General features: G+C 46.0%; 20 protein-coding genes. 9 read left to right on the forward strand and 11 right to left on the reverse strand.

Annotation, left to right across the window (positions count from 1 at the left end):
- Positions 1 to 2: 2 nt before the first annotated feature.
- Complete coding sequence (locus tag B5D50_RS16570; RefSeq protein WP_078923769.1) at positions 3 to 1,478, reverse strand: S1 family peptidase; 1,476 nt, start codon at positions 1,476 to 1,478, stop codon at positions 3 to 5.
- A gap of 16 nt (positions 1,479 to 1,494) precedes the next feature.
- Complete coding sequence (locus B5D50_RS16575) at positions 1,495 to 1,830, reverse strand: trypco2 family protein (RefSeq protein WP_078923770.1); 336 nt, start codon at positions 1,828 to 1,830, stop codon at positions 1,495 to 1,497.
- A gap of 110 nt (positions 1,831 to 1,940) precedes the next feature.
- On the opposite strand from B5D50_RS16575, the gene B5D50_RS16580 reads away from it, so the two are divergent.
- On the forward strand, positions 1,941 to 2,513 hold the full coding sequence (locus tag B5D50_RS16580) for a Uma2 family endonuclease (protein WP_078923771.1): 573 nt from the start codon (positions 1,941 to 1,943) through the stop codon (positions 2,511 to 2,513).
- Between the two features lie 47 nt (positions 2,514 to 2,560).
- Here the strand turns inward: B5D50_RS16580 and B5D50_RS16585 are convergent, their stop codons facing one another.
- Positions 2,561 to 4,078 (reverse strand): alanine/glycine:cation symporter family protein, encoded by a 1,518-nt coding sequence (locus B5D50_RS16585; RefSeq protein ID WP_078923772.1) that lies wholly within the window; start codon positions 4,076 to 4,078, stop codon positions 2,561 to 2,563.
- A gap of 25 nt (positions 4,079 to 4,103) precedes the next feature.
- Positions 4,104 to 4,538, reverse strand: coding sequence for a universal stress protein (locus tag B5D50_RS16590; RefSeq protein ID WP_078923773.1), 435 nt, complete (start codon positions 4,536 to 4,538; stop codon positions 4,104 to 4,106).
- 425 nt (positions 4,539 to 4,963) lie between these two features.
- On the opposite strand from B5D50_RS16590, the gene B5D50_RS16595 reads away from it, so the two are divergent.
- A complete protein-coding gene (locus B5D50_RS16595) occupies positions 4,964 to 6,247 on the forward strand; it encodes a class I SAM-dependent methyltransferase (RefSeq protein WP_078923774.1) in 1,284 nt (427 codons plus the stop codon).
- Here B5D50_RS16595 and B5D50_RS16600 read toward each other — a convergent pair.
- From B5D50_RS16600 to B5D50_RS16610, 4 genes are all read right to left on the reverse strand, one after another.
- Entirely contained in the window at positions 6,242 to 7,021 is a 780-nt protein-coding gene (locus B5D50_RS16600; protein WP_078923775.1) for an autoinducer binding domain-containing protein, read from the reverse strand. The genes B5D50_RS16595 and B5D50_RS16600 overlap by 6 nt on opposite strands.
- Positions 7,022 to 7,123: 102 nt before the next feature.
- Complete coding sequence (locus B5D50_RS16605; RefSeq protein ID WP_078923776.1) at positions 7,124 to 7,315, reverse strand: helix-turn-helix domain-containing protein; 192 nt, start codon at positions 7,313 to 7,315, stop codon at positions 7,124 to 7,126.
- 159 nt (positions 7,316 to 7,474) lie between these two features.
- Positions 7,475 to 7,633 (reverse strand): hypothetical protein, encoded by a 159-nt coding sequence (locus B5D50_RS20380; protein ID WP_159448663.1) that lies wholly within the window; start codon positions 7,631 to 7,633, stop codon positions 7,475 to 7,477.
- An 81-nt stretch (positions 7,634 to 7,714) separates the two neighbouring features.
- Complete coding sequence (locus tag B5D50_RS16610) at positions 7,715 to 8,230, reverse strand: hypothetical protein (RefSeq protein WP_078923777.1); 516 nt, start codon at positions 8,228 to 8,230, stop codon at positions 7,715 to 7,717.
- A 176-nt stretch (positions 8,231 to 8,406) separates the two neighbouring features.
- On the opposite strand from B5D50_RS16610, the gene B5D50_RS16615 reads away from it, so the two are divergent.
- Both B5D50_RS16615 and B5D50_RS16620 read left to right on the forward strand, forming a co-directional pair.
- On the forward strand, positions 8,407 to 10,308 hold the full coding sequence (locus tag B5D50_RS16615) for an NACHT domain-containing protein (RefSeq protein ID WP_078923778.1): 1,902 nt from the start codon (positions 8,407 to 8,409) through the stop codon (positions 10,306 to 10,308).
- Between the two features lie 125 nt (positions 10,309 to 10,433).
- The gene (locus B5D50_RS16620; RefSeq protein ID WP_078923779.1) at positions 10,434 to 11,627 is read left to right on the forward strand and encodes a hypothetical protein; all 1,194 of its coding nucleotides are present in this window, start codon (positions 10,434 to 10,436) and stop codon (positions 11,625 to 11,627) included.
- A gap of 5 nt (positions 11,628 to 11,632) precedes the next feature.
- Here the strand turns inward: B5D50_RS16620 and B5D50_RS16625 are convergent, their stop codons facing one another.
- Together B5D50_RS16625 and tsaD are read right to left on the reverse strand one after the other, a co-directional pair.
- Entirely contained in the window at positions 11,633 to 12,409 is a 777-nt protein-coding gene (locus tag B5D50_RS16625) for a ferredoxin--NADP reductase (protein WP_078923780.1), read from the reverse strand.
- Between the two features lie 65 nt (positions 12,410 to 12,474).
- Complete coding sequence (gene tsaD, locus B5D50_RS16630) at positions 12,475 to 13,482, reverse strand: tRNA (adenosine(37)-N6)-threonylcarbamoyltransferase complex transferase subunit TsaD (RefSeq protein ID WP_078923781.1); 1,008 nt, start codon at positions 13,480 to 13,482, stop codon at positions 12,475 to 12,477.
- Between the two features lie 78 nt (positions 13,483 to 13,560).
- On the opposite strand from tsaD, the gene cysZ reads away from it, so the two are divergent.
- The 5 genes from cysZ (at position 13,561) to B5D50_RS20770 (ending at position 19,824) form a co-directional block, all read left to right on the forward strand.
- Complete coding sequence (gene cysZ, locus B5D50_RS16635; protein ID WP_078923782.1) at positions 13,561 to 14,295, forward strand: sulfate transporter CysZ; 735 nt, start codon at positions 13,561 to 13,563, stop codon at positions 14,293 to 14,295.
- Positions 14,243 to 15,109, forward strand: a complete 867-nt coding sequence (locus B5D50_RS16640) for a metallophosphoesterase family protein (protein ID WP_234975913.1) — start codon at positions 14,243 to 14,245, stop codon at positions 15,107 to 15,109. Before cysZ ends, B5D50_RS16640 begins: the two co-directional genes overlap by 53 nt.
- 39 nt (positions 15,110 to 15,148) lie before the next feature.
- Positions 15,149 to 16,069, forward strand: a complete 921-nt coding sequence (locus B5D50_RS16645) for a diacylglycerol/lipid kinase family protein (RefSeq protein WP_078923784.1) — start codon at positions 15,149 to 15,151, stop codon at positions 16,067 to 16,069.
- 124 nt (positions 16,070 to 16,193) lie between these two features.
- Positions 16,194 to 17,069 (forward strand): sulfotransferase, encoded by an 876-nt coding sequence (locus tag B5D50_RS16650; protein WP_200807121.1) that lies wholly within the window; start codon positions 16,194 to 16,196, stop codon positions 17,067 to 17,069.
- A gap of 13 nt (positions 17,070 to 17,082) precedes the next feature.
- Complete coding sequence (locus tag B5D50_RS20770) at positions 17,083 to 19,824, forward strand: InlB B-repeat-containing protein (protein WP_078923786.1); 2,742 nt, start codon at positions 17,083 to 17,085, stop codon at positions 19,822 to 19,824.
- A 75-nt stretch (positions 19,825 to 19,899) separates the two neighbouring features.
- Here the strand turns inward: B5D50_RS20770 and B5D50_RS16660 are convergent.
- Positions 19,900 to 20,850: PD-(D/E)XK nuclease domain-containing protein (locus B5D50_RS16660; protein ID WP_200807122.1), on the reverse strand; the 951-nt coding region annotated here is incomplete at its 5' end.

Raw genomic sequence — 20,850 nt, forward strand, 5'->3', positions numbered from 1 at the left:
GCTTAATCTTTCAATATATCGGGCAAATCTGCGAATAAATCCTTCTCACGCTCTTCCTTATCAAAATCATCCGCCAAACACAACAAGCGAATAGAAGGATAGTTTTCAGCAAAATAGCTGGCTACTTTTGGCCATAATGAACCCGTCTCACCTTCTTGCAAAATCCAATAATATTGGCCTGCCTGATCACGCTCCAGCAAACGCTTCAACTCATTATTTACCATGATTCGCTTTTGCGGACGATCACGACTGGCACGACTTTTCTGAGCAAGATTGTCATACAGATATTGATCAATATCGCTGGTAATTTTGTCTATACCTTGGCTACCCACCCGCCGAAATAGATCATCCTCCATATCAGTGAGGGTAGCTTGTAAAGCGACTGAGCCTGACTCAGGCGGTAAACCTAAACAATAAAACCCCGGTACTGCGGCTAACTGCGGATTGGTGCTAGAAATCGGATAAAACTCCAATACCATGTCACGCTGAATCGCACCCGCCATTAACATTTCAGCAGATACAGAGGTGGCATAAGGTATTTTCGCCAAACCACAAACCTCTGCAACCGTTGCCAAAGAGGGTCGATCATACACACCCGGTAATAACAGCTTCGCTAGTTGAGCAAGGCCAGACCTGAGTAAAGGGTCTTGGGTATTTTTGCGTGCTTGTTTCAAGGTTTTAAATAAAGCACCTAAATCCAAAGCCACTAAATACTTGACCACTACCAAAGCCGTATCACCTACGCTTGGGTCTTGTTGCTGGATAAGTTTGACCAAAGCCTGACGTACTGAGCTATGCGTAGTCAGATATTGCACAACAGGCGTAAAACTATCACTGTTTTCCACCCACCCGACTTGTTCCCGAAACTTTGCACAATGACTCAGCACATAAGACAAGGAAGTCATCATGATGCGGTCTGGAAAACCCCTATTCCCATGCGTCCACACCCCGAGCAGAGTATTTGAATGCAGCTTAAATACGGGTGCACCTGACATTCCTTGCCAGATTTCAGGAGGTACATGGTCTGCTACCCCCAAATGCCGCACATGACCACCTTGATCTGGCTTTACTGTACCATCTGCTGAGGTTTTGCTCCGCACTCCCTCATCATCCTTGCCCCCATTCGGATAGCCCAGACTTTCCCAAGCCTCAAGTGAGCGCGGCATTTGCGCTGCAAATTGCACGGCTTCCGTAAGAAGCGGCGTTTTGCAGCGAATCAAGGCAAGGTCATACTGCTCATTCTCATACACCACTTCACCCATCGCGTCAGTGTGGTAAGGCTCACCCTTATCTTGCATGCACCAACTGAGCAGTGATTGCGCTCCCTGCATCGCATTGTCAGGAAATACCACATGCCGCGCCGTCAGCACCAAGCCATCCCGAATAGGATAGCCTGTACCGACTGCACGTCGGGGCGTACCATCAGCCCGTTGACTGCTCAGGGCTACCGTAATCTTAGCGATCAACTCCTGCCGCATGACTCCCCCCTTAGTCCTAGTCCTCTGCGTTCAGCCTGATTGCTTTGGACTTGCCAGTTTTTGGGTCATTAATACTAGGCTTCAACTTCAAGCGAATCGTATGTGCATTTTCTTTCGCCACACTACCCGTCCCTTCCCCACTAGCCTTGCCTAAGTCAAACCCTAAGACCTTAAACTCGACTTCAACACCCGCTACCCCCTTACCCGATTTGGTAATCTGTGTATGTAGCTCTACCTCGACTTCTTCCAAATCAAAGCGCACGGCTTTCCCCTCGCCTTCTGTAATCGCGGCCTCAATATCTGAGCGCAAGGCGGTAATAATCTCCACCAATTGACGTGAACCGGTACTCATGTAGACTCCTAGATAATTGAGCTGAATAAGGCTTAACTACTGCTTCGATTTAAGCACAGTCCACAGCGTTCTCGAAGCGTTTCTAAGCCAATTTTTCTAAGGATCAGAGTATGACAGTAGCACTAGCAATACCACTGAGTACCACGGATTATCTGCATGGCGAACGCCAAGTACCCGAAAAGCACGAGTATATTCAAGGTCAAATTTATGCAATGGCAGGAGCAAGCCGCGAGCATAATCAATTAGTCTTTAATCTGGCAGGCTTATTACATGCACAATTACGCGCTAAACCGTGCTCTGCTTTTGTAGCAGATATGCGCGTGCGGACACGCCCGAATGAAGCTTACTTCTATCCCGATTTAGCGGTAGTTTGTGGCGAACTGCAGTTTGAAGATGAACAGAGCGATACCTTATTAAACCCCAGTGTGATCATTGAAGTACTCTCACCTTCAACCGAAGGTTATGATCGAGGCGCTAAATTTGCTCACTATCGACGCTTAGATTCATTACAAGAATATCTTTTAGTGGCACAAGATAGGCTCAGTATGGAGTGCTATCGGCGTGCACCACAGGGGCAATGGCTATTGTCAGAAGTGAATGAAGGAGAAGATGAAATAACACTGAAGAGTATTAACTGCCTGCTCAAAGTACGGGATGTGTATGAGAAAGTACTGATTGACTAAGCAAAGCAATGGCTATCAACCACTGCTTTGCTCAAATACCGCTGTACTTAACGCACCCGCTTAATTTCCCCGCTCTTAATTTTCGCTAAGTATTGATTCACTTCGCGCTTCACGACTGGCATCAGCATATAAAGGCCAATGATATTGGCAATACTCATCGCAAAGATCATCGCATCAGAGAAATCAATCACCGGCCCCAGACTCATACTAGAACCAATCACGATAAAGACTAAGAAGACGAATTTAAAGATCAGTTCTTGAGTTTTACCTTCCCCGACTAAATAGGTCCAAGCTTTTAAACCATAATAAGACCAACTAATCATCGTAGAAAAGGCAAACAGCAAGACCGCCACTGATAATAAATAAGGGAACCAAGAGAAAGCACTGCCAAAGGCATGTGAGGTTAACTCTACCCCAGTCAAACCAGCCCCACTAGTCAAGGAACCGGTAATCACAATCACTAAAGCAGTCATCGTACAAATCACGACCGTATCAATGAAGGGTTCTAAAGTCGACACAATCCCCTCTGTCGCAGGCTCAGTCGTCCGTACTGCAGAGTGGGCAATCGAAGCCGAACCGACACCCGCCTCATTTGAGAAGGCAGCACGCTTAAAGCCTTGAATTAAGGCGCCAATCACACCGCCGGTGGCCCCTGCGCCAGTAAACGCACCTTCAAAAATTTGGCTAAAAGCCCAACCGATTTTATCAAAATTCATCAAAATAATGATTAAGCAAGCCACCAAATACCAAATCGCCATAAACGGAACGAGCTTTTCAGTCACACGAGCAATCGACTTAATCCCGCCAACAATCACCGCCCCTGTTAACACGGCTAAAATCAAGCCGAACAACCAACCTTTGTCTGCCATAAAGCTCGAAGCCCCTCCCGTCACAATCACTACTTGTTGGAAGGCTTGATTAGCTTGGAACATATTGCCGCCACCAAACGAACCAAAAATACAAGCAATTGCAAAGAAGACTGCTAAAAACTTGCCTAAGGCTGCTTTATTTTGCAAGGCTAAGCCCTTGGATAAATAGTACATCGGGCCACCGGAGACACTACCATCAGGGTATTCATTGCGGTATTTCACCCCTAAGGTACATTCCGTGAACTTAGAGGCCATCCCTAGCAGACCCGCCAAAATCATCCAAAAAGTCGCACCCGGCCCGCCAATCGCCACCGCAACGGCAACCCCTGCAATATTCCCCAAACCGACCGTACCCGATACGGCTGTGGCTAAAGCTTGGAAGTGGCTCACCTCACCCGCATGTTTAGGATCATCATAAACCCCACGAATCAGCCGAATTGCCTGCCCCACGACTCTGAATTGGATAAAACCAAAATAAAGCGTGAAGACGGTAGCAGCAATAATCAACCACAAGACAATCAAAGGTAGCTGTGCTTCACCCACTGGCACAGAAAAGAAAATCACACTAGACACTGCATTCGCCACTGGAGCAACCGCATTATTAATCGCTTCGTCGATACTCGCTTGTGCAGTAAAAGGCATTAACATTAAAGCCAATACCAGCGCGAAGAGCTTGAACAAGTTTAAATAGCTCATGAAATCAATCCTTATAGGCTGGGGTTTAAGGAACCACGACAACAGGCACGGCGGCAATTTGGATTAAAGCACTAGGGACATTACCTAACAATCGACTGGCCAAACCCGTCTCGTTAGATTTAGCCACATAGATCACTTTAGCTGCTTTTTCAGTAGCAATTTCATTGATCGTTTTAGCGACATTGCCATAGCGCACTTCAGACGTGACCGTCTGGCCTGCAGCCGTGAGTTCACTCACCAGCGGCTCTAAAATAGATTGAGTAGCGCGCTCCAACTCTTGGGTACGACGCTGATGACGCTCGGCTAATTCTTCTTGAGTTAAGAAACTATACGGTGACCACTCTAAAACATGGACAATATGCAGTTGAGCTTGAGCCAATTTGGCACGTCCTGCGGCAAATTCAGCAGTGCGACGTGCTGCAGGGCTGCCATCATAGGCAAGAATATAAATATCCGACATAGGAAACCTCCTCCGACTAACTGTGGTTAAACACGCTATTCACAGCCCCTCCAAAGAGCCTAAACGCGCCCCACAAGTCTAGTCATAGTGACACCAAAAATTCATTTTAATTGTTTTGTTGAATTGGAAAGTCACAGAAAATTTTCTGGCCATTTCTGGATAACTCAGTACAAACAACGGCGAGTTTATTTTTGTTAGAAAAATATCACCGTCATTTGCCACATAACCCCTTACTTCGACTTGTCATGGAAAATTGATGAGTTAAAAACCCTGTAGCTTTGATTAAGGGGAAATATCAAACAATTAGACACTGAACCCTTTATTCACCTTGAAAGTAGATACTTTCATCCTAAGTTCATCACGCGCCTCACCACATAATTCCTAGATGATAGCCTCATTATCCAGCAGCAATGAGGTAAAACAACATGCAAGCTACTATCAATACCTATGAACCAACCTCTATAAAAAAACCGAGTTTAGTCATAAAACAAATTGAAAAACTACTGCCTCAAGGATTTCATTTGGCAACTACTGACGAAGAACTAAAGCAAATAAGAGATTTCAAAAAAAGTTACTACACAGCAGATCGCTCTAGTGTGAAGGCGTTTCATGATGATGGACTTGACCCTTATGCTTATGTGATCTACGGAACTAATCACGAAGGAAAAATTACCAGCACATCGCGATTATTATTAGATTATGGACAAGGCTTCCCAGAAGAGGCTAGCTTGCCCCCATCGGTTGGACAGCTACGCCTTGACAAAAAGATCTTAGCAGAGCTAGGGCGATTGCTGATCACTGAAGACAAGGTAAACGGTCTATGTACCCACTACATGTTGATTCACTCTATGGCTAGACTTTTAAAAATTGATCGGGTTCTGATTGTGATGAAGCAACGGAATATTAGCTCACACACGAAAATGATGGCCGTTGAAATCTTGTCTATGGATATGGGGCAAAGTTGGGATGAAGAACAAGCACCGCTTTGTTTAGTGGCTTGGGATGTGACCGCAGCTCAGCCTAAGTTCCACCAGTGGATCAATCACAAGCAAGCCAAGTTTTCACCCAAACAATGGAACGATTACAGCAGCTCTCATTTAAGTGTATTTCTCTCTGTGCAAAAACAAGTTTACGAAACAATTGCTCAAAGAATGATAGGTCAAGTGTTGGATTTGGGATGTGGTACAGGAAGAATAATGGCTTATTTACAAGATAATCCCGAAGTTCAGAGTTACACTGGGGTGGATGCCAGCCCCACGATGATCGAGCAAGCTACTTGGTTGAAACAACAATTGGGATTTGATCAAGCCAAGCTAGTGCATGCTGACATTGCCGATTTACAGGGTAAATATGACTCCATTTTTTCGATCCATAGCTTTTATAGTTGGCCTGATCAAGATAAGCTTTTGGAGCATATTTATAGTTTATTATCAACTGATGGGCGCTTCATCCTCTTAACACCTAACGCAAATTTTAATGAAGCGCGATTGGCTTATCTAGCCAGACAAGAGCTACTCGGACATCCACACTATCAAACATTTATGGCAATTAATTATGCTATTGCGGCACAGGCCAAAGCACAAGGGCGCTATATCTCGCTGGACAGTTTGATTGAGCAAGTGAAGCGTGCAGGCTTCTGTGTACACCACGCACATGATCATTTTTTTCTGGGTGGAGCGTCCTACCTTGAGCTTAGCCAAAGCTCATAAATCGGAGCGGTCATCAAGGTCATCAAGGTCATCAAACATACCAAGCATACCCAGTAGGTAAATGAATTCATTAGTCGTTATACTTCCGAATTCTTCACGAAGATTGCTCCAAACTTTCTCTGCATACCTTGGCGTAACACCTGAGGTATGCGGAATACTTTTCATTGGAAGCCCAGTCAACATATGCTTGATTATCTTTTCCTGCGTACCATTCAAACGGTCTAAAAGAGGCTGCAAGAAAAAACGCAACTCCTCTTTAGAATTAACAATCCTCGCATGGTACTGCCTAGCCAGTTCAAATAACTGATGGATATGTGCTTTTTTTAGCTTTTGAAAGTGGATTGGACAAGGGTTCAGGCTGATCACAGAAATCCCTGAAATAGCATATGCTCCCTTTAATACTGGGATGGAAAGTCCATATTGAATCCCAAAGTTTTTTCTGGCATCTTCAGTCACTGCTCTTTCTTCGTGGCTGACCGTGCCTGCAGCGATTTCATTCCACCAATCAATCGGTTTCTTTTTCCGGTTCTGCACGGCTAAACGCAGCACAAAATCACGATTACCATAGTTACTTTTTATGTAATGGGCAACGAATGGAGCGAAGCTTTCCGAATAATGCAAAACGGGTTGGACTTTGCTACACAGATACATGGGTTTAGGATAAAAGGTGTAGAGCACACCATCGAAGCCTAGGTGGCTGATAGCAGCCGTCAAATCAGTAAACTCACGACCAAACGGGTGAGGCTGCTCGGGAGTAGGAGGAAAATAAGTCATAGGGGCATACTAGCACTGGGAGTATACCGTTAATTTTTAACAGCTTTTTTAGGTTTTTGCTATAAATAATATCAATAATTGCTAAACCAATAATCAATTAACCTAGGTAAACACCGAACTGTCCACTTTCGGCCGATAACCCGAAGCATCGCTGTTACGCTTCAGTTCACGACTGACTATACTTTTGTCAACGCCAATGATGTTGCCAATCGCTTCATAACTCTTATCACTGTCACGTAAAGACCCAATTTGGTATCGTTGTTCCTGAGTCAGCTGATGGTGATGTTTGTTCATAACAGATCCGTTTTTGTGTGAGAGCTTGGACGGTACCTTCAGCTGCCTCACTTCGCAAATTTTTCGTCTGTTGCACTTATTGTGTTACTTCAGCCCTCAATTTGACTAAAATATTGATATGCAATCGTCTACTTTCACGATTACTTCTAGTAATTAGGATTAATTACCTTTGCCACCTTTTTTAGAGCCACTAGATTTATGTTTCTGAGAATGTTGTCCGCCATCTCCATGCTGAGCATTTTTTCCAGGGCCATCATTAGTCTTTTTACGATCTTTATCACCACCACGATATTTTCCATCTGGATACCCATGAGCCATATTATTTCTCCTCATTAATAATGATGAATACCAATACAAAGTAAATACATCAGTATCTTTATTATTTTAAATAATTTTTACTCATCTAATCATAAATTTTGAAGTATCTGAATTTAAAATATTTTGCCCTTTTCCTCTTGGAATTACTATTCCAGTAAAAAGATAAACTCCTTCATTACTATAATCCCCATCCATATAATAGATATAGCATTTTTGTGGTTCCACATCAATCTTAAAAAGATTAGATTGCCAAGGTTGTACTCCTTCAACCTTCCACTTTGCATAAGTCGTCACTTGCTTAACAGTTAAGTTACAGAAATGAATTGCATGCTTTAATTTATAATAGCGCAAATAGTGATTTAAGTCCCGAGACCAGTTATCATCTGCCGTAAATACATTATAAACAAGTATTTGTGAGCTTGGTAAAGATCTATTTTCCGAAAATAACTTATCACTCTCTATAGCTGGAAGATCATAGGCCATCAACTTTTGTGGTTTTATATCCCTAACTGGTAAAAAATCATCTGAGTAAGCAGTCTTGTCAATTAAAGATAAAAGCCCTAAAACCACTGAAAAACTAGCTACTATTTTTTTCATGATTGACTCCTCCTAAGAAATTTGTATATGCATTATTTGTAGGTTTTATTCTTTTAGCAAGAGTGTAAAAATACACCTATTTTATTAAATTAATTTTATTTATATAAATAAAATTAATAGAAAAATCAGTTATTGGGCATTAAGCTAATCAAACAGACATCCTAAAGACAAACAAAATGGACGTAAAAAAGCTCTTACTTAAAGCAATCAAAGAACACTGGCCAACCGCCGAGCTACACGACAATCAAGTGCAGCTTGCAGACCAAACCCTAGACCTAACAGCGCTTCTAAAGCTTCCTGATCGCATCCTAAACTCGACTGAATTCACACGCTTACCTCCACTCTTCGATGCTTCAGAAAACTTCCCCATTGCAGAGATGTATGTCGAATTGATGGTTGCAAAGGCTAGTGGTGTAGCTCGGCCTTTCTTATTACAACAAGGACGCACGATTGCTGATGAACAAGAAGCACGCCGGCAACAGTATCATTCCCGACACCTAAGTATTCACCAGTGCATCAATATGCCTCAGCACCAGCACATCGTGATTTTGGGTAACCCAGGAAGTGGCAAGACCAGCTTACTTAAATACCTTTGCTTAGAACTAGCCTCTGGTAAAAGTCAGCGCTGGCTAATTCCAGCGTTTATTTCACTACGCCGCTATTGGTTTGAAAAACAAAAAAATCCAGCTATGACCCTCTTGCATTACATCTCAATCTTAATTTGCTCTATGCAAGATCAAAAAGAGTTTTTAAGCCAGTTTTCTTTATTCCTACACGATGCTTACCGGCGTAATCAAGAAAAGATAGCTTCATTTGAAACAACCTTACAATACCTAGCAGGTCATAAAAAAGGACATATACTATTCTTATTAGATGGTTTGGATGAAATCGCTACGAATCAGACGGCTATTCAAATCATTACTGAAGATATACGAGAACTCAGTCGCTCTTTTTCATGGATACTTACTTCTCGTCATACTGGCTTTTTCGGTGATTTAGGAGAAGATATTTGCTATGAGGTTATGCAACTCAATAAAGCTGGTATCGAAAAGCTGGTAGAGAGTTGGTTCATCAATAGTAAGTTAGAACATAAAAAAGATGAGCAAGATAACTTATTAAAGCAGATAGATGCCAATCCTCGTTTACTTGACATGGCTAGCAACCCTTTTTTACTGACTTTATTATGTAATATAAAACAACATAGTGCTAATGAACAACTACCGATACACCGAACTGATGTTTATGCCAGCATTATAAAACTAATACGCTTACAACTTAGGAATATAAAAAAAGACAATAACTTATTCCGTGAACAAGAAATGGTGTATTTAGCAAAGTTTTGTCACTATCTTTATACTGATGCTGAATATGCTCCTTTACAACTCTTTGAATATGATCATTGGGATCGTTTTGCACTACCCGATATACCACCTAAATTTGATGAACATTTTTTACCTTCGAGATTGATTAATAGCTGGGCGCAGGGTGGTGACTTTCACTTTATACATTTGACATTTCAAGAGTATTTTATTGCCTTACATATAGCTAATCATTCGATTGAAGATATTAGATCTTACTTATTTAGCCCACACTGGAAAATGATTTTTCGCTTTCTTGCTGGTATTTATGGCAAACAAGCGAACAAAGAAAAATTAAAAAAACTATTATTCACTTTACTACACCCAATTGATAATCTAGGCATCCTATATCTCGAAGCTGCTCGCTTCTTAATTGAAGCAAACATCGAAGATAGCACTGAACTACTGGGCTATGATATTAGAAAAAACCTGTGGGAACTTTGGATAGGCAAAGCTGATTATGTGAAAGAGAGTGCAGGTGAAATACTAGCTATACTGTCACCTAACTATTTATTACAAAAAATAGCAACACTTACTCATGACGAGAAAAAACTCAAAAATGACTACAATGCATGGAAATCCATTAACTTACTAGGCTTTATTCAAAGTAACCAAGCAGATCAACTAATAATAAAATTCCTACAGGTTAATAGCAAAAAAATACAAAAAACGGCTATTGAAGCATTGGCACAAAAAATACTAAAGAACTTAGGCAAGTAATTATCAATTTATACTATACAAACCCAGAAAAAAACTTTGATCTACTATGCTCTGCTGCTAGAAGTACCAAGCATAAAGACTTTATCAGTCACTTAATACCTTATTTAAAATCCACGCCAACTAGCTTGGATCTTTATGATAACCTATTTCAAGCACTCATTGCCTTAGGAACTACCGAATTCTCTGATGACTTAATAAACTTAATACAATCCTACCCCATTGACGAATTGACTGATAGCGCTATTGAAGCTGTCCTTTCCCTTCAAACAACACAAAGCATTAGCTGGCTTAACTTCCTTCAAGCCAAGGCCAATAATAAAATAAAAACCTCTATTACCTCTTATGCACTTAAATACAACCTTTTCTCTCGAGCTAACCTACTTGATGATTTTGAAAATAGCGACTCAAAATCACTAAAAATTTATTTAGGAATGTTTTTAAATCAAGCACAACAAACTGGAAAGATAGAAAAAGAAGTAATTCCTACCTTACTTGAAATAGCCGCCTCCAACACCCAAGAGAGCGCAAGAGCGCTAACCATCATCGAACAAACAGATTTTAATTTACTACTTGATGAATATCAGTTATTTAGGCTAACAAATCTTTGCCGAGAATATATCGATCACCCTGATATTGAGTTGGCTATGAGTGCTATATCAATACTTGGAAGATTAATAGATCTTACTGCATATCTAGATATAAAAAATCTTGCCTTACACGGCAACAAGCTACATATTCAACCTTGTGCAATCTCAGCCCTTGGTAACTATAAAAATACTTTTCCTGATGAAGTAAAAAAAATATTACACACTCTATACCTTGAGTTTTATGATTATAACGACTATGTGAAAAGAGTTATTTTAACTACATTAGCGGATATTGATTTAAGAGAGATACTTCCGTACTTAGGTGACCAAGAGGCACAAGAAACCATGATCTCATTTTGTGCTAGAGCAGGAGTTTTACTATTTGATAATGGTTATATTGATCGACTAGGCAAATATCATTTATTCAAACCAACACCTGCTAAATTAAATAGTAAAACTCTCGCAAAGCATCAATTAGAAGCTCTTAGGATAGCCTGCAATTACGCCTTGGAAAATAAGTTAATTATAAAAACTTCTGCTAAACGTGATGGTTTAAAACCATTATTTACAAAAATCCAAGCAGGTATCAATGAAAATAAATTTGAATATGGAATTGACCTCGTAACCGGAAATAAATTTCTTGCTGGTGAGCAGATCAGTGATGAGTCTGCTCAAAAAATCATGAATCGTTTACAGGTAACTTGTCCAGATCTATTTCAGATAGACACTTGAGTATATTACTTCTCCACAAACGCCCGCTCAATCACATAATCCCCCGCTTCACCTTGACGTGGGGAAATTTTGAAACCGTATTCATTTAAGAGCGTTGAGGTGTCGCTCAGCATCGCGGGGCTACCACAAATCATCGCACGATCAAACTCAGGATTGAGTGGCTCTTGGCCGATATGCCCAAATAATTCACCGCTACGAATCAGTTTGGTTAAGCGTCCATGATGTACGAATGGCTCGCGGGTGACCGCAGGGTAATAGATTAATTTTTCGCGGACTAATTCACCCAAGAATTCATTATTCGGTAGTTCATTTTCTAAATAGTGTTTATAGGCTAGTTCACTCTGCCAACGCACGCCATGCATGAGAATCACTTGATCAAACTGTTCATACATGTCTGGGTCATGCACCAAACTCATGAAAGGCGCAAGACCTGTGCCAGTCGCAAATAAGAATAACCGTTTACCCGGCTTCAAATCGCGTAGGACTAAAGTTCCAGTAGGTTTTTTACTGATCATGACCGGATCACCTACTTGCAAATGTTGCAAGCGCGAAGTGAGTTGCCCTTCTTGAACTTTAATACTGAAAAACTCTAAATAATCTTCATGATTAGCACTGGCGATACTATAGGCACGCATTAAGGGCTTGCCCTCGACTTGCAAACCAATCATCACAAACTGACCATTGATAAAGCGAAAAGCCTGATCACGGGTCGTGCGGAAAGAAAATAAGGACTCATTCCAATGACGTACCGCTGTTACATTTTCGGTCAAAAAAGTACTCATCTTAACTCTTAGCATCCTTCAAAACTAAAACTCTCAATTTGGGCAGGAATTCACTTGGGTAGATTTTAACTCGCAAGCGCCTCTAGTTCAGTCAGTGGCCAACGTGGACGCGGCTGAATCACTGCTGGCTCAACAGCACCCGCTTGTAACCGCAAAGCCCCCGCATAGGCAATCATCGCGCCATTATCCGTGCAGAACTCCAAACGTGGAAAATACACTTGCGCCTTTAGGTCTTTTAAGCGCTGACGTAAGCGTTTATTTGCGCCCACCCCCCCTGCAATGACTAAAGTCGGGCGTTCGGTTTGCTCTAAGGCACGCTTGCATTTGATGAAGAGCGTCTCCACCACTGCCTCTTCAAAAGCATAAGCAATATCCGCTTTATCCTGCTCAGTTTGGGCAGAAGCTTGCCAAGTCGTCAGGCTAAAGGTTTTTAAACCACTAAAACTAAAATCACAACCGGGGCGGTCAGTCATTGGACGCGGAAATTTGTAGCTACCTGCTCTGCCCTGCTCCGCTAATTTCGCAAGGAGTGGCCCACCCGGATAGTCTAAGCCTAATAATTTAGCCGTTTTATCAAAAGCCTCACCGGCAGCATCATCGACACTTTCACCTAAAATTCGATACTCACCAATCCGTGGTACATCGACCAGCAGGGTATGCCCACCAGACACCAACAACGCTACAAACGGCAAAGACGGCGGCTCTGGCTCAAGCATCGGGGCTAATAAATGCCCCTCCATATGATGCACGCCCACAGCAGGAAGGTTTAACCCCCAAGCCAAGGAGCGGGCTATCGACGCTCCCACCATCAAAGCCCCGATCAAACCCGGGCCAGAAGTATAAGCAATACCCTCTAAATCTTGCAGCTTTAAACCTGCCTCTGCTAAAACTTCGTAGGTCAGTGGTAAGACTCGCTGAATATGATCCCGTGAGGCTAACTCCGGCACGACTCCACCGTATTCAGCATGTAATTTAATCTGGCTAAAGAGACGATGCGCTAATAGGCCTTGCTCAGTATCGTAAATCGCGACACCGGTTTCATCACAAGAAGTTTCAATGCCTAAGACACGCATAGTTTCCGCCTAAAATTGACAAAGCTAAAAACGCCGATTATACCTGCAAGCACTCGTTTGTCGTAAACAAGGACAATTATGACCGGCTTATTTCAAGGTATGCACTATGTGCTGAAAGGTTTTGCACTCATCACCCAAAAAGGTATCCGCCCTTTTGTGGTTCTCCCTTTACTGATTAATATTTTAATTTTTTCGGCGGGGATTTGGCTCGCCACCAGCCAAGTCGATCGCTGGATGGAGCAATTATTACCCACTTGGCTTCATTGGTTGGAATGGTTATTGTGGCCACTGTTTATCCTTGTGATCTTTTTTGCAGTCTTTTACACCTTCACGATGCTCGCTAATTTGATTGCAGCCCCGTTTAATGCCCTCCTCGCTGAGCAAGTGGAAAAACACTTAAATGGCTTACCTGTTGCCGAATTTCAAGGCTTTAAGTCGATACCCGCTTTAATCACCCGTACCTTCCGTAGCGAGGCCAGTAAGCTGTGGTATATGGCTAAATGGGGGATGCTCTTGTTGCTGATCACGATCATTCCCGGCGTCAATATCATTTCACCGTTAGCTTGGACGATTTTTGGGGCTTGGATGCTAGCGATTGAATATGCTGATTATCCGATGGGTAATCACGAACTCTATTTTAAAGAAGAATTAAAAACACTCAAACAACATCCTGCCCATGCGCTAGGCTTTGGTTGGATACTGTCCTTAATTACCGCGATTCCCATTCTAAACTTTTTAGCGATGCCCGTCGGAGTCGCCGGTGGCACCGCATTATGGGTCGATGAATTATCTAAAAGCCACCGGAATACTTAATATGCCTCGTTTTGTCCATATTTCTGACCTGCATTTTGGGCGTGAGCAACCTGAAGTCATTGCGGGCTGGTTTAAAATCACGGCGGAACTCCAACCCGATCTGATTATTATTAGTGGTGATCTAACCCAACGTGCTACTGATACGGAATACCTCGCAGCTCAGCAGTTTTTAAGCCAATTGCCTTGGCCTTATTTTGTGATCCCCGGCAATCATGATATGTCCGCGACTGATTTAGCCGAGCGTTTTTTTAAACCTTGGAAAAAATGGCAGCACTATATCGCCCCAGATCTAGAACCGGTTTTAGACCTTGAACACACGAGGATTGTGGGTGTAAATACTGCACGGGCGGCAGGTTTCTATTTTGATTGGTCACGCGGGCAAATCAGCGACCAACAAATCACCGCCGTACAGCAAAAGTTTCAAGAAACCGCCGCGACACGTTTAAAAATAGTGGTTGCACATCACCCGTTTTGGCTACCTAAAAACTCTGAATACCGCGATGTCGTGGAGCGACGTGATCAAGCCATAGCCGCCTTTCATGATGCAGGGGTCGATTTAATTCTCAGTGGCCATGTACACACAGCCTATACCCAAATTCTGCAAGGAGTGTTGATTGTGCATTCGGGGACGAGCTTTTCTAATCGCTTAAGTCAGGGTCAGGCCAATAGTTTTAATTTAATTCAAGGTGATCATACTCACTTAACCATTCAGTTTATGCACTGGAATGGTCAGCGCTTTCAGTCAACTGAGCAGCGTGAGTTTCAACATACACAGGGGGTATGGCAACAGACTGCTGGCCTCAACTCAGTCTGATGCTGGGCTTAACTCAGATGGCGCAATTGGAAGGTTAATATGCAAGTACGCACTCAAATCCTGAATCCACAGCCCACTCAACTGCCCTTATTCATTAACCCTACAGCAGGACAAGCAGCAGTTTTATTAGCGCAATTACGGCAAGATCAGCGTCTATTGATTCATGAACTTACGCCTGAGCAATTAAAACCCGCCTTACAAGCAGAAATCGCCAAAGGCACACCCCGAGTACTCATCTGTGGTGGTGATGGAACTTTAGCCTTAGCCGCTGCAAGCTTAGCAGGAACGCAAACAGCGATGGCGGTCATTGCTGGCGGTACGCTCAATCATTTTGCCCATAATTGGAAGCTTCCCATCGAGGTGGATGCTGCGGTGAATCTAGCCTTTACTAGCCCACAAGTCACGGCGGTGGATGTCGGCTATGTGAATCAGCGTTTGTTTCTCAATACCAGCTCTGTAGGTGCTTATGTGCATTTTGTGCGGATTCGTGAATTGTATGAAACGAAGATGAGTTATCGGTTGGCGAGTTTACGCGCTGGGTTCAACAGCCTATTACGCCTACGGAGTTCACACTTGTATGTAGATGGAGTGAAACTGCGCTCACCCCTAATTTTTATCGGCGTGAGGGAGCGTGATTTAAGCTTATCGGGCTTAGGCACTGTGCACACTGCTGGCCAGAGCGCCCTTCATGTATTAATTTTAAAAACAACAACTTATGGATCAATCGCCAAACTCATTTTTAATGCCATGTTTCGAGGGCGTGAGCCAGTTACACAATTAGATCAGGTCGACAGCCGTTTGGTCGAGCAGCTCTCCGTTAACAATCATCACACTAAGCACAGTATTTACATCGCTTTAGATGGTGAGTTAAGCCTAGCCATGACACCTTTAGAATATCGCTATGCCGCAAATGCCCTGCTGGTTGTTACGCCCGCCACTCAAACTCAACCTTGTTCTTAGTGGCTTGACTAACTACCCTACCGCGAAGCTAAGCACACAGTCACCTTTGCTGATAATTTTTCAGCGGATCAAAAATCCCCGTTCGTTGACGGTTCGTTGACAAATCTCCGCTTAACATGTGGATTTGCTGATAGGTTTCATCGAGGCTGGGGGGAGTATGACCTTGAATCAACAACTGCTGTGTGTGACAGGTTTGCCGCGTGCGGGTTCAACTTTGCTCTGTCAATTGCTGGGGATGCATCCGGCGATTGCCAGCAGCGGGCATTCTTCGCCACTGCTGTCCGCTTTGGGGCAATTGCGCCATCACCTGAGCGACAATACCTTTTTGCTGGCGCAACTGGATGTGGATTTTCCGCAGGCTTACGGGCGGTTGCTGAATGCCTTTCGGGGGTTTATGCAGGGCTGGTTTGCGGAAACGGCCCAACCCGTGGTGGTGGATAAAAATCGCGGCTGGCTGAATCAACTGGATCTGGCGGTGTTGCTGGAGCCGCAGTGCCGGATGCTGGTGTGTGTGCGTGAGTTGGGGCAGATTATTGGCTCGATTGAGGCGCAACACCAACAGACTTTGCTGCTGGATTTCCCTGATCATCTGGCGGGGCAGTCGCGTTATGGCCGAGCCAACAAGCTGATGGGGGATAGTGGGGTGGTGGGCGAACCGCTGCAAGCGATTGCCGCGATGCAGGACATGCCACCCGCCTTGCAGCAACGGGTCTACTATGTGGTGTTTGAACACCTGCTGCACGATCCGGTGGCGGTGATGGGTGATATTTTTCAGTGGATGGGGCTGGAACCATGGCTGATTGACCCGCAGCAGTTGCCAGTCAAGCCGCATGAGAGCGACAGTCATTACCGCTACAAATACCGCCATGCCACCCAGTCGCGTCTCCAGCCCGTGCCACCCCATACCACTCCAGCGCGTATCCAGCAGGAACTCTACACCCACTTTGACTGGTTTTATGCCACCTTTTACCCCGGCCTGACGGCCAGCCGCAGCCATTAGGAGTACAACAACCATGCCGTTAGCGACGATCCCCACCCTGCCAGTGCGTACCGCACCGCGTCTGGCACTCGCCATCAGTGCTGCTTTGCTGGCGGGTTATGGCAGCGCCCACGCCGCCACTTATCCGGTCACGGTAGCCAACGATCCGGGTAGTTTTGATGATGCCAGCGTGGCGGCTGCCGTGAGCGCGAATACCTTGACCTTGAGTCAGGCCATCCGTGCCGCCAATCTCAACCCCGGCGCGGACATTATTGAGCTGCAAACGGATGTGACTGTCACCGGGGTGATGAAACACCTGATCAACAGCGACCTCACCCTGCAAAGCGCAGCAGGCAGCACCCATTCCATCAGCGGCGGCGACCAGTTCCGCCCGTTGTTCATCAAATCCGGCACAGTCACGCTCAAGAACCTGACGATCCGCAACGGCTTAGCCAAGGGTGGGTATGCCCTTTGGGGCGGCGCAGGCGCTGGCCTGGGAGGCGGGTTGTTTGTGTATGACGGCACGGTGCTGATAGACAATGTGACCTTCAACAATAACCAGGCGGTGGGTGGTAATGGAGGAAACTTAGGCCATAACGGTGGCGGCGGTATGTTTGGCAACAGCACGAGTAATGGCGGCGGCGGCTTGTTTGCTGCGAGTAACGCTGGTAATGGTGGCTACGGCGGCAACGGTCACTATGGCGGTGCGGGCGGTGTTGAAAACAACAACGGCGACGGTGGGCATGGCGGCTTTGGCGGTGGGGGGGGCAACAGTCGCAACGGCAACAACGGTGGCGATGGCGGCTTTGGCGGTGGCGGTGGCTATGGTTGGGGCGGTAACGGTGGGAATGGCGGCTTTGGCGGTGGCGGCGGCTATGGCTGGAGAGGTAATGGTGGAAATGGTGGCTTTGGTGGTGGCGGCGGCGGCAGTGGTAGAAGCAGCCCTGGCTACGGTGGCTATGGCGGCGGCAACGATACTCATGGCGGTGGCGGTGGCGGTGCAGGCTTCGGTGGTGCGATTTTCGCCATGAAAGGCACCCTCACCCTGAAGGATGTCAGCTTCAGCGGCAATGCGGTCACGGCGGGGGTGGGGAACAGCTTCTCAACCGATAATAATGATGGGCAGGCCAAAGCCAAAGATGTATTCATCTGCACCCGCAGTGTAGGTAATAATCACCCCAGTGCTGCCTTATGCGCCGCGACGGTCAACCAGTGCGGCACGATCAGCGTCACAGACATTGTTGGCACGTTTGGCACAACTTGCCCCTATACCATTACGACGACAGCAGCGCCCGTGGCGGGGGGTACAGTGACTTGTGACCCCAATCCGGTGATGACGGCTGGCAACACCACTTGTACCGCCACGCCCAACAGCAGCTATACCTTCAGTAGCTGGAGCGGCGCTTGTTCCGGCACCGCGAGTTGTACCCTGAGTAATGTGACGGCCAACCAAAGCGTGACCGGGCATTTCAAGCAAGTCCAAACCGTGGCATTTGATGCCGCCACCCCGACCCGCAAGACCTTTGGCGATGCGGCGTTTGCTGTCACCGTGACCACCACCGCCAGCGGCTTGACGGCCACTCTGGGCAGCAGTACCCCGACGGTGTGCAGCGTAGCCGCTAATACCGTCACTTTGCTAGCAGCGGGGACGTGTACCCTGACCGCGAATCAGGCGGGGAATGATAATTATGCCGCCGCAACAGAAGTCACCCAAAACATCATCGTGGACAAAGCTAGCCAAACCATTACCTTTGCCCAGCCTGCTGCTCCCACTTTTGTCTTAAACGGCACATTCACGGTTGCTGCCACCAGCAGCGCCAATTTAAACGTCAGCTTCAACAGCAGCACCCCGACCGTGTGCAGTGTCTCAGGGACAACCGTGACAATGCTCAGCGTGGGTGACTGCACCCTAAGTGCGACACAAACTGGCGATGCAAACTACGCCGCCGCGACTGCGGTGACTCGTACCGTGACCTTCGGCAAGGCTAGCCAGACGGTCAGCTTTGATGCGGCTACCCCGACCCGCAAGACCTTGGGGGATGCGGCTTTTCCCGTCACCATCACCACCACCGCCAGCGGCTTGACGGCTACCTTGGGCAGCAGTACCCCGACGGTGTGCAACGTAGCCGGAAATATGGTCACCTTGCTGGCAGCGGGGACGTGTACCCTGACCGCGAATCAGGCGGGGAATGATAATTATGCAGCGGCGACGGAAGTGAGGCATCCGATCACCGTCGACTCTGCCCCTCCCCCCATCGCCGATGAAGTGAGCTTGACCCAACAGGGTAGAGTGATTAGCAAGGATGACACCACGCCTAGCACCGAGGATGGTACGGATTTCGGCAGTATCCCAATCCTCAGTCAGCTTACCCAAACCTTTACCCTCAGCAACCGACGGACTACACCGATCACGATCCAGAGTATGAGCCTGCAGGATACCACCCGTGCAGCGCAGGGGACGGGTCTGGATGGCTGGGCTATCTTTGGCCTTCAATCCGCTTATGCGATGGGCGTGAGTGACTTTAGCCTTGCGACCACCACACCCTTCACGATCAATCAGGGGGCTAGCCAGAATTTCACGCTGAACTTCACCCCCAGTGTAGTCGGCCTCCGTGAGGGGATCGTGGTGATTACCTTCAGTGATGCCTCGATCTTCCGCTTTGCGATCCGTGGCACGGGAACAAACTCGGCGACTATCCCGATCTTTAGTCCCGTCGGTTTATTGGCCTTGCTCGGGGGCTTAGTCTGGTGGGGACGGCGACGCAAGCGCGGTTAGCGTTTACGGAAGTATTGAATACAGAAGTATCGAGGCAGCAGCTCGCTCTGGCTTTAGGGTTCAGGGCAAGCTATCTTACGGTGATGACTCCACCCGCAGCACCTCGACTGTTTCCCCATCCGTCACCAAGACCCACGCGGCCAGATCTCTTAACCTCAGCACCTCCGGCAATTGCAAATAGCCCTGCACTTGCGCGATACCTTCCTGCCGCTTGGCAGCCCAGCCCTCTTTCAGGTCAGCCTTTTTACCCTTCTTGCAATACTTCAGCTCCACCAGATGCTGAAACGGCACTTTCAGTGGATTGCGCTCCAGCAGCAAGATGTCGGGGTACTTATGCCCCATTTCGCGTTCGCTGTGGATGAAGTAAATTTGGGTCTGGTAGAGCAAAGTCAGCAGCAGCACCTTGACATGCTTCTCGTCCATGCCCATCGCATCGCGGTTGGACAATAGTTGCAGAGCGCGCTCCAACTCTGTGATCAGCGGCTGGAAATCGGCATTCACCGCCAGTTGTTCCACCGCCAAGCGTAGAGTGTGATTAGGAATGCTAAATTGGTTGCGCCGCTCCAATTCCACTTTGAAATAATGGAAGTAAAACTCACGGATGACGTAGTTGGGAATGACGAAGACTTCACCAGAAAGGGTCTTCCGTGCCAGCGTGATAAAACCCATGTAGGCGAGCAGGCTAATGAAGTCATCCCGCTCAAAGCCCTTGTCGAACTCAAACTTACGGCGTTGTGAAGCTTGCGCTTCCCCCGTGTTGATCAACAATTCTAGCACTGAATAATTGGTATCCCGGTTGCCAATACTGAACATTTTCATGATCTTACCATAGTCGGAGGCAATGTTCTCGTCCAGCATTGGCTCCGGGTATTCGCAGCGTTTACGGTCGAAACTGTCCACGAAATACAGCAGCATGTTGGCGTTGTACACACTGGTGTCGGCTTTGAGGTTGAAGCGGTAGCCGTTGTACCACAGCCGTGCATCCTCCCGCAGTGTCTCCAATCCCAGCCTACAGTGGTCTGCCAA

Source organism: Thiothrix eikelboomii, from assembly GCF_900167255.1.
GTDB classification, from domain to species: domain Bacteria; phylum Pseudomonadota; class Gammaproteobacteria; order Thiotrichales; family Thiotrichaceae; genus Thiolinea; species Thiolinea eikelboomii.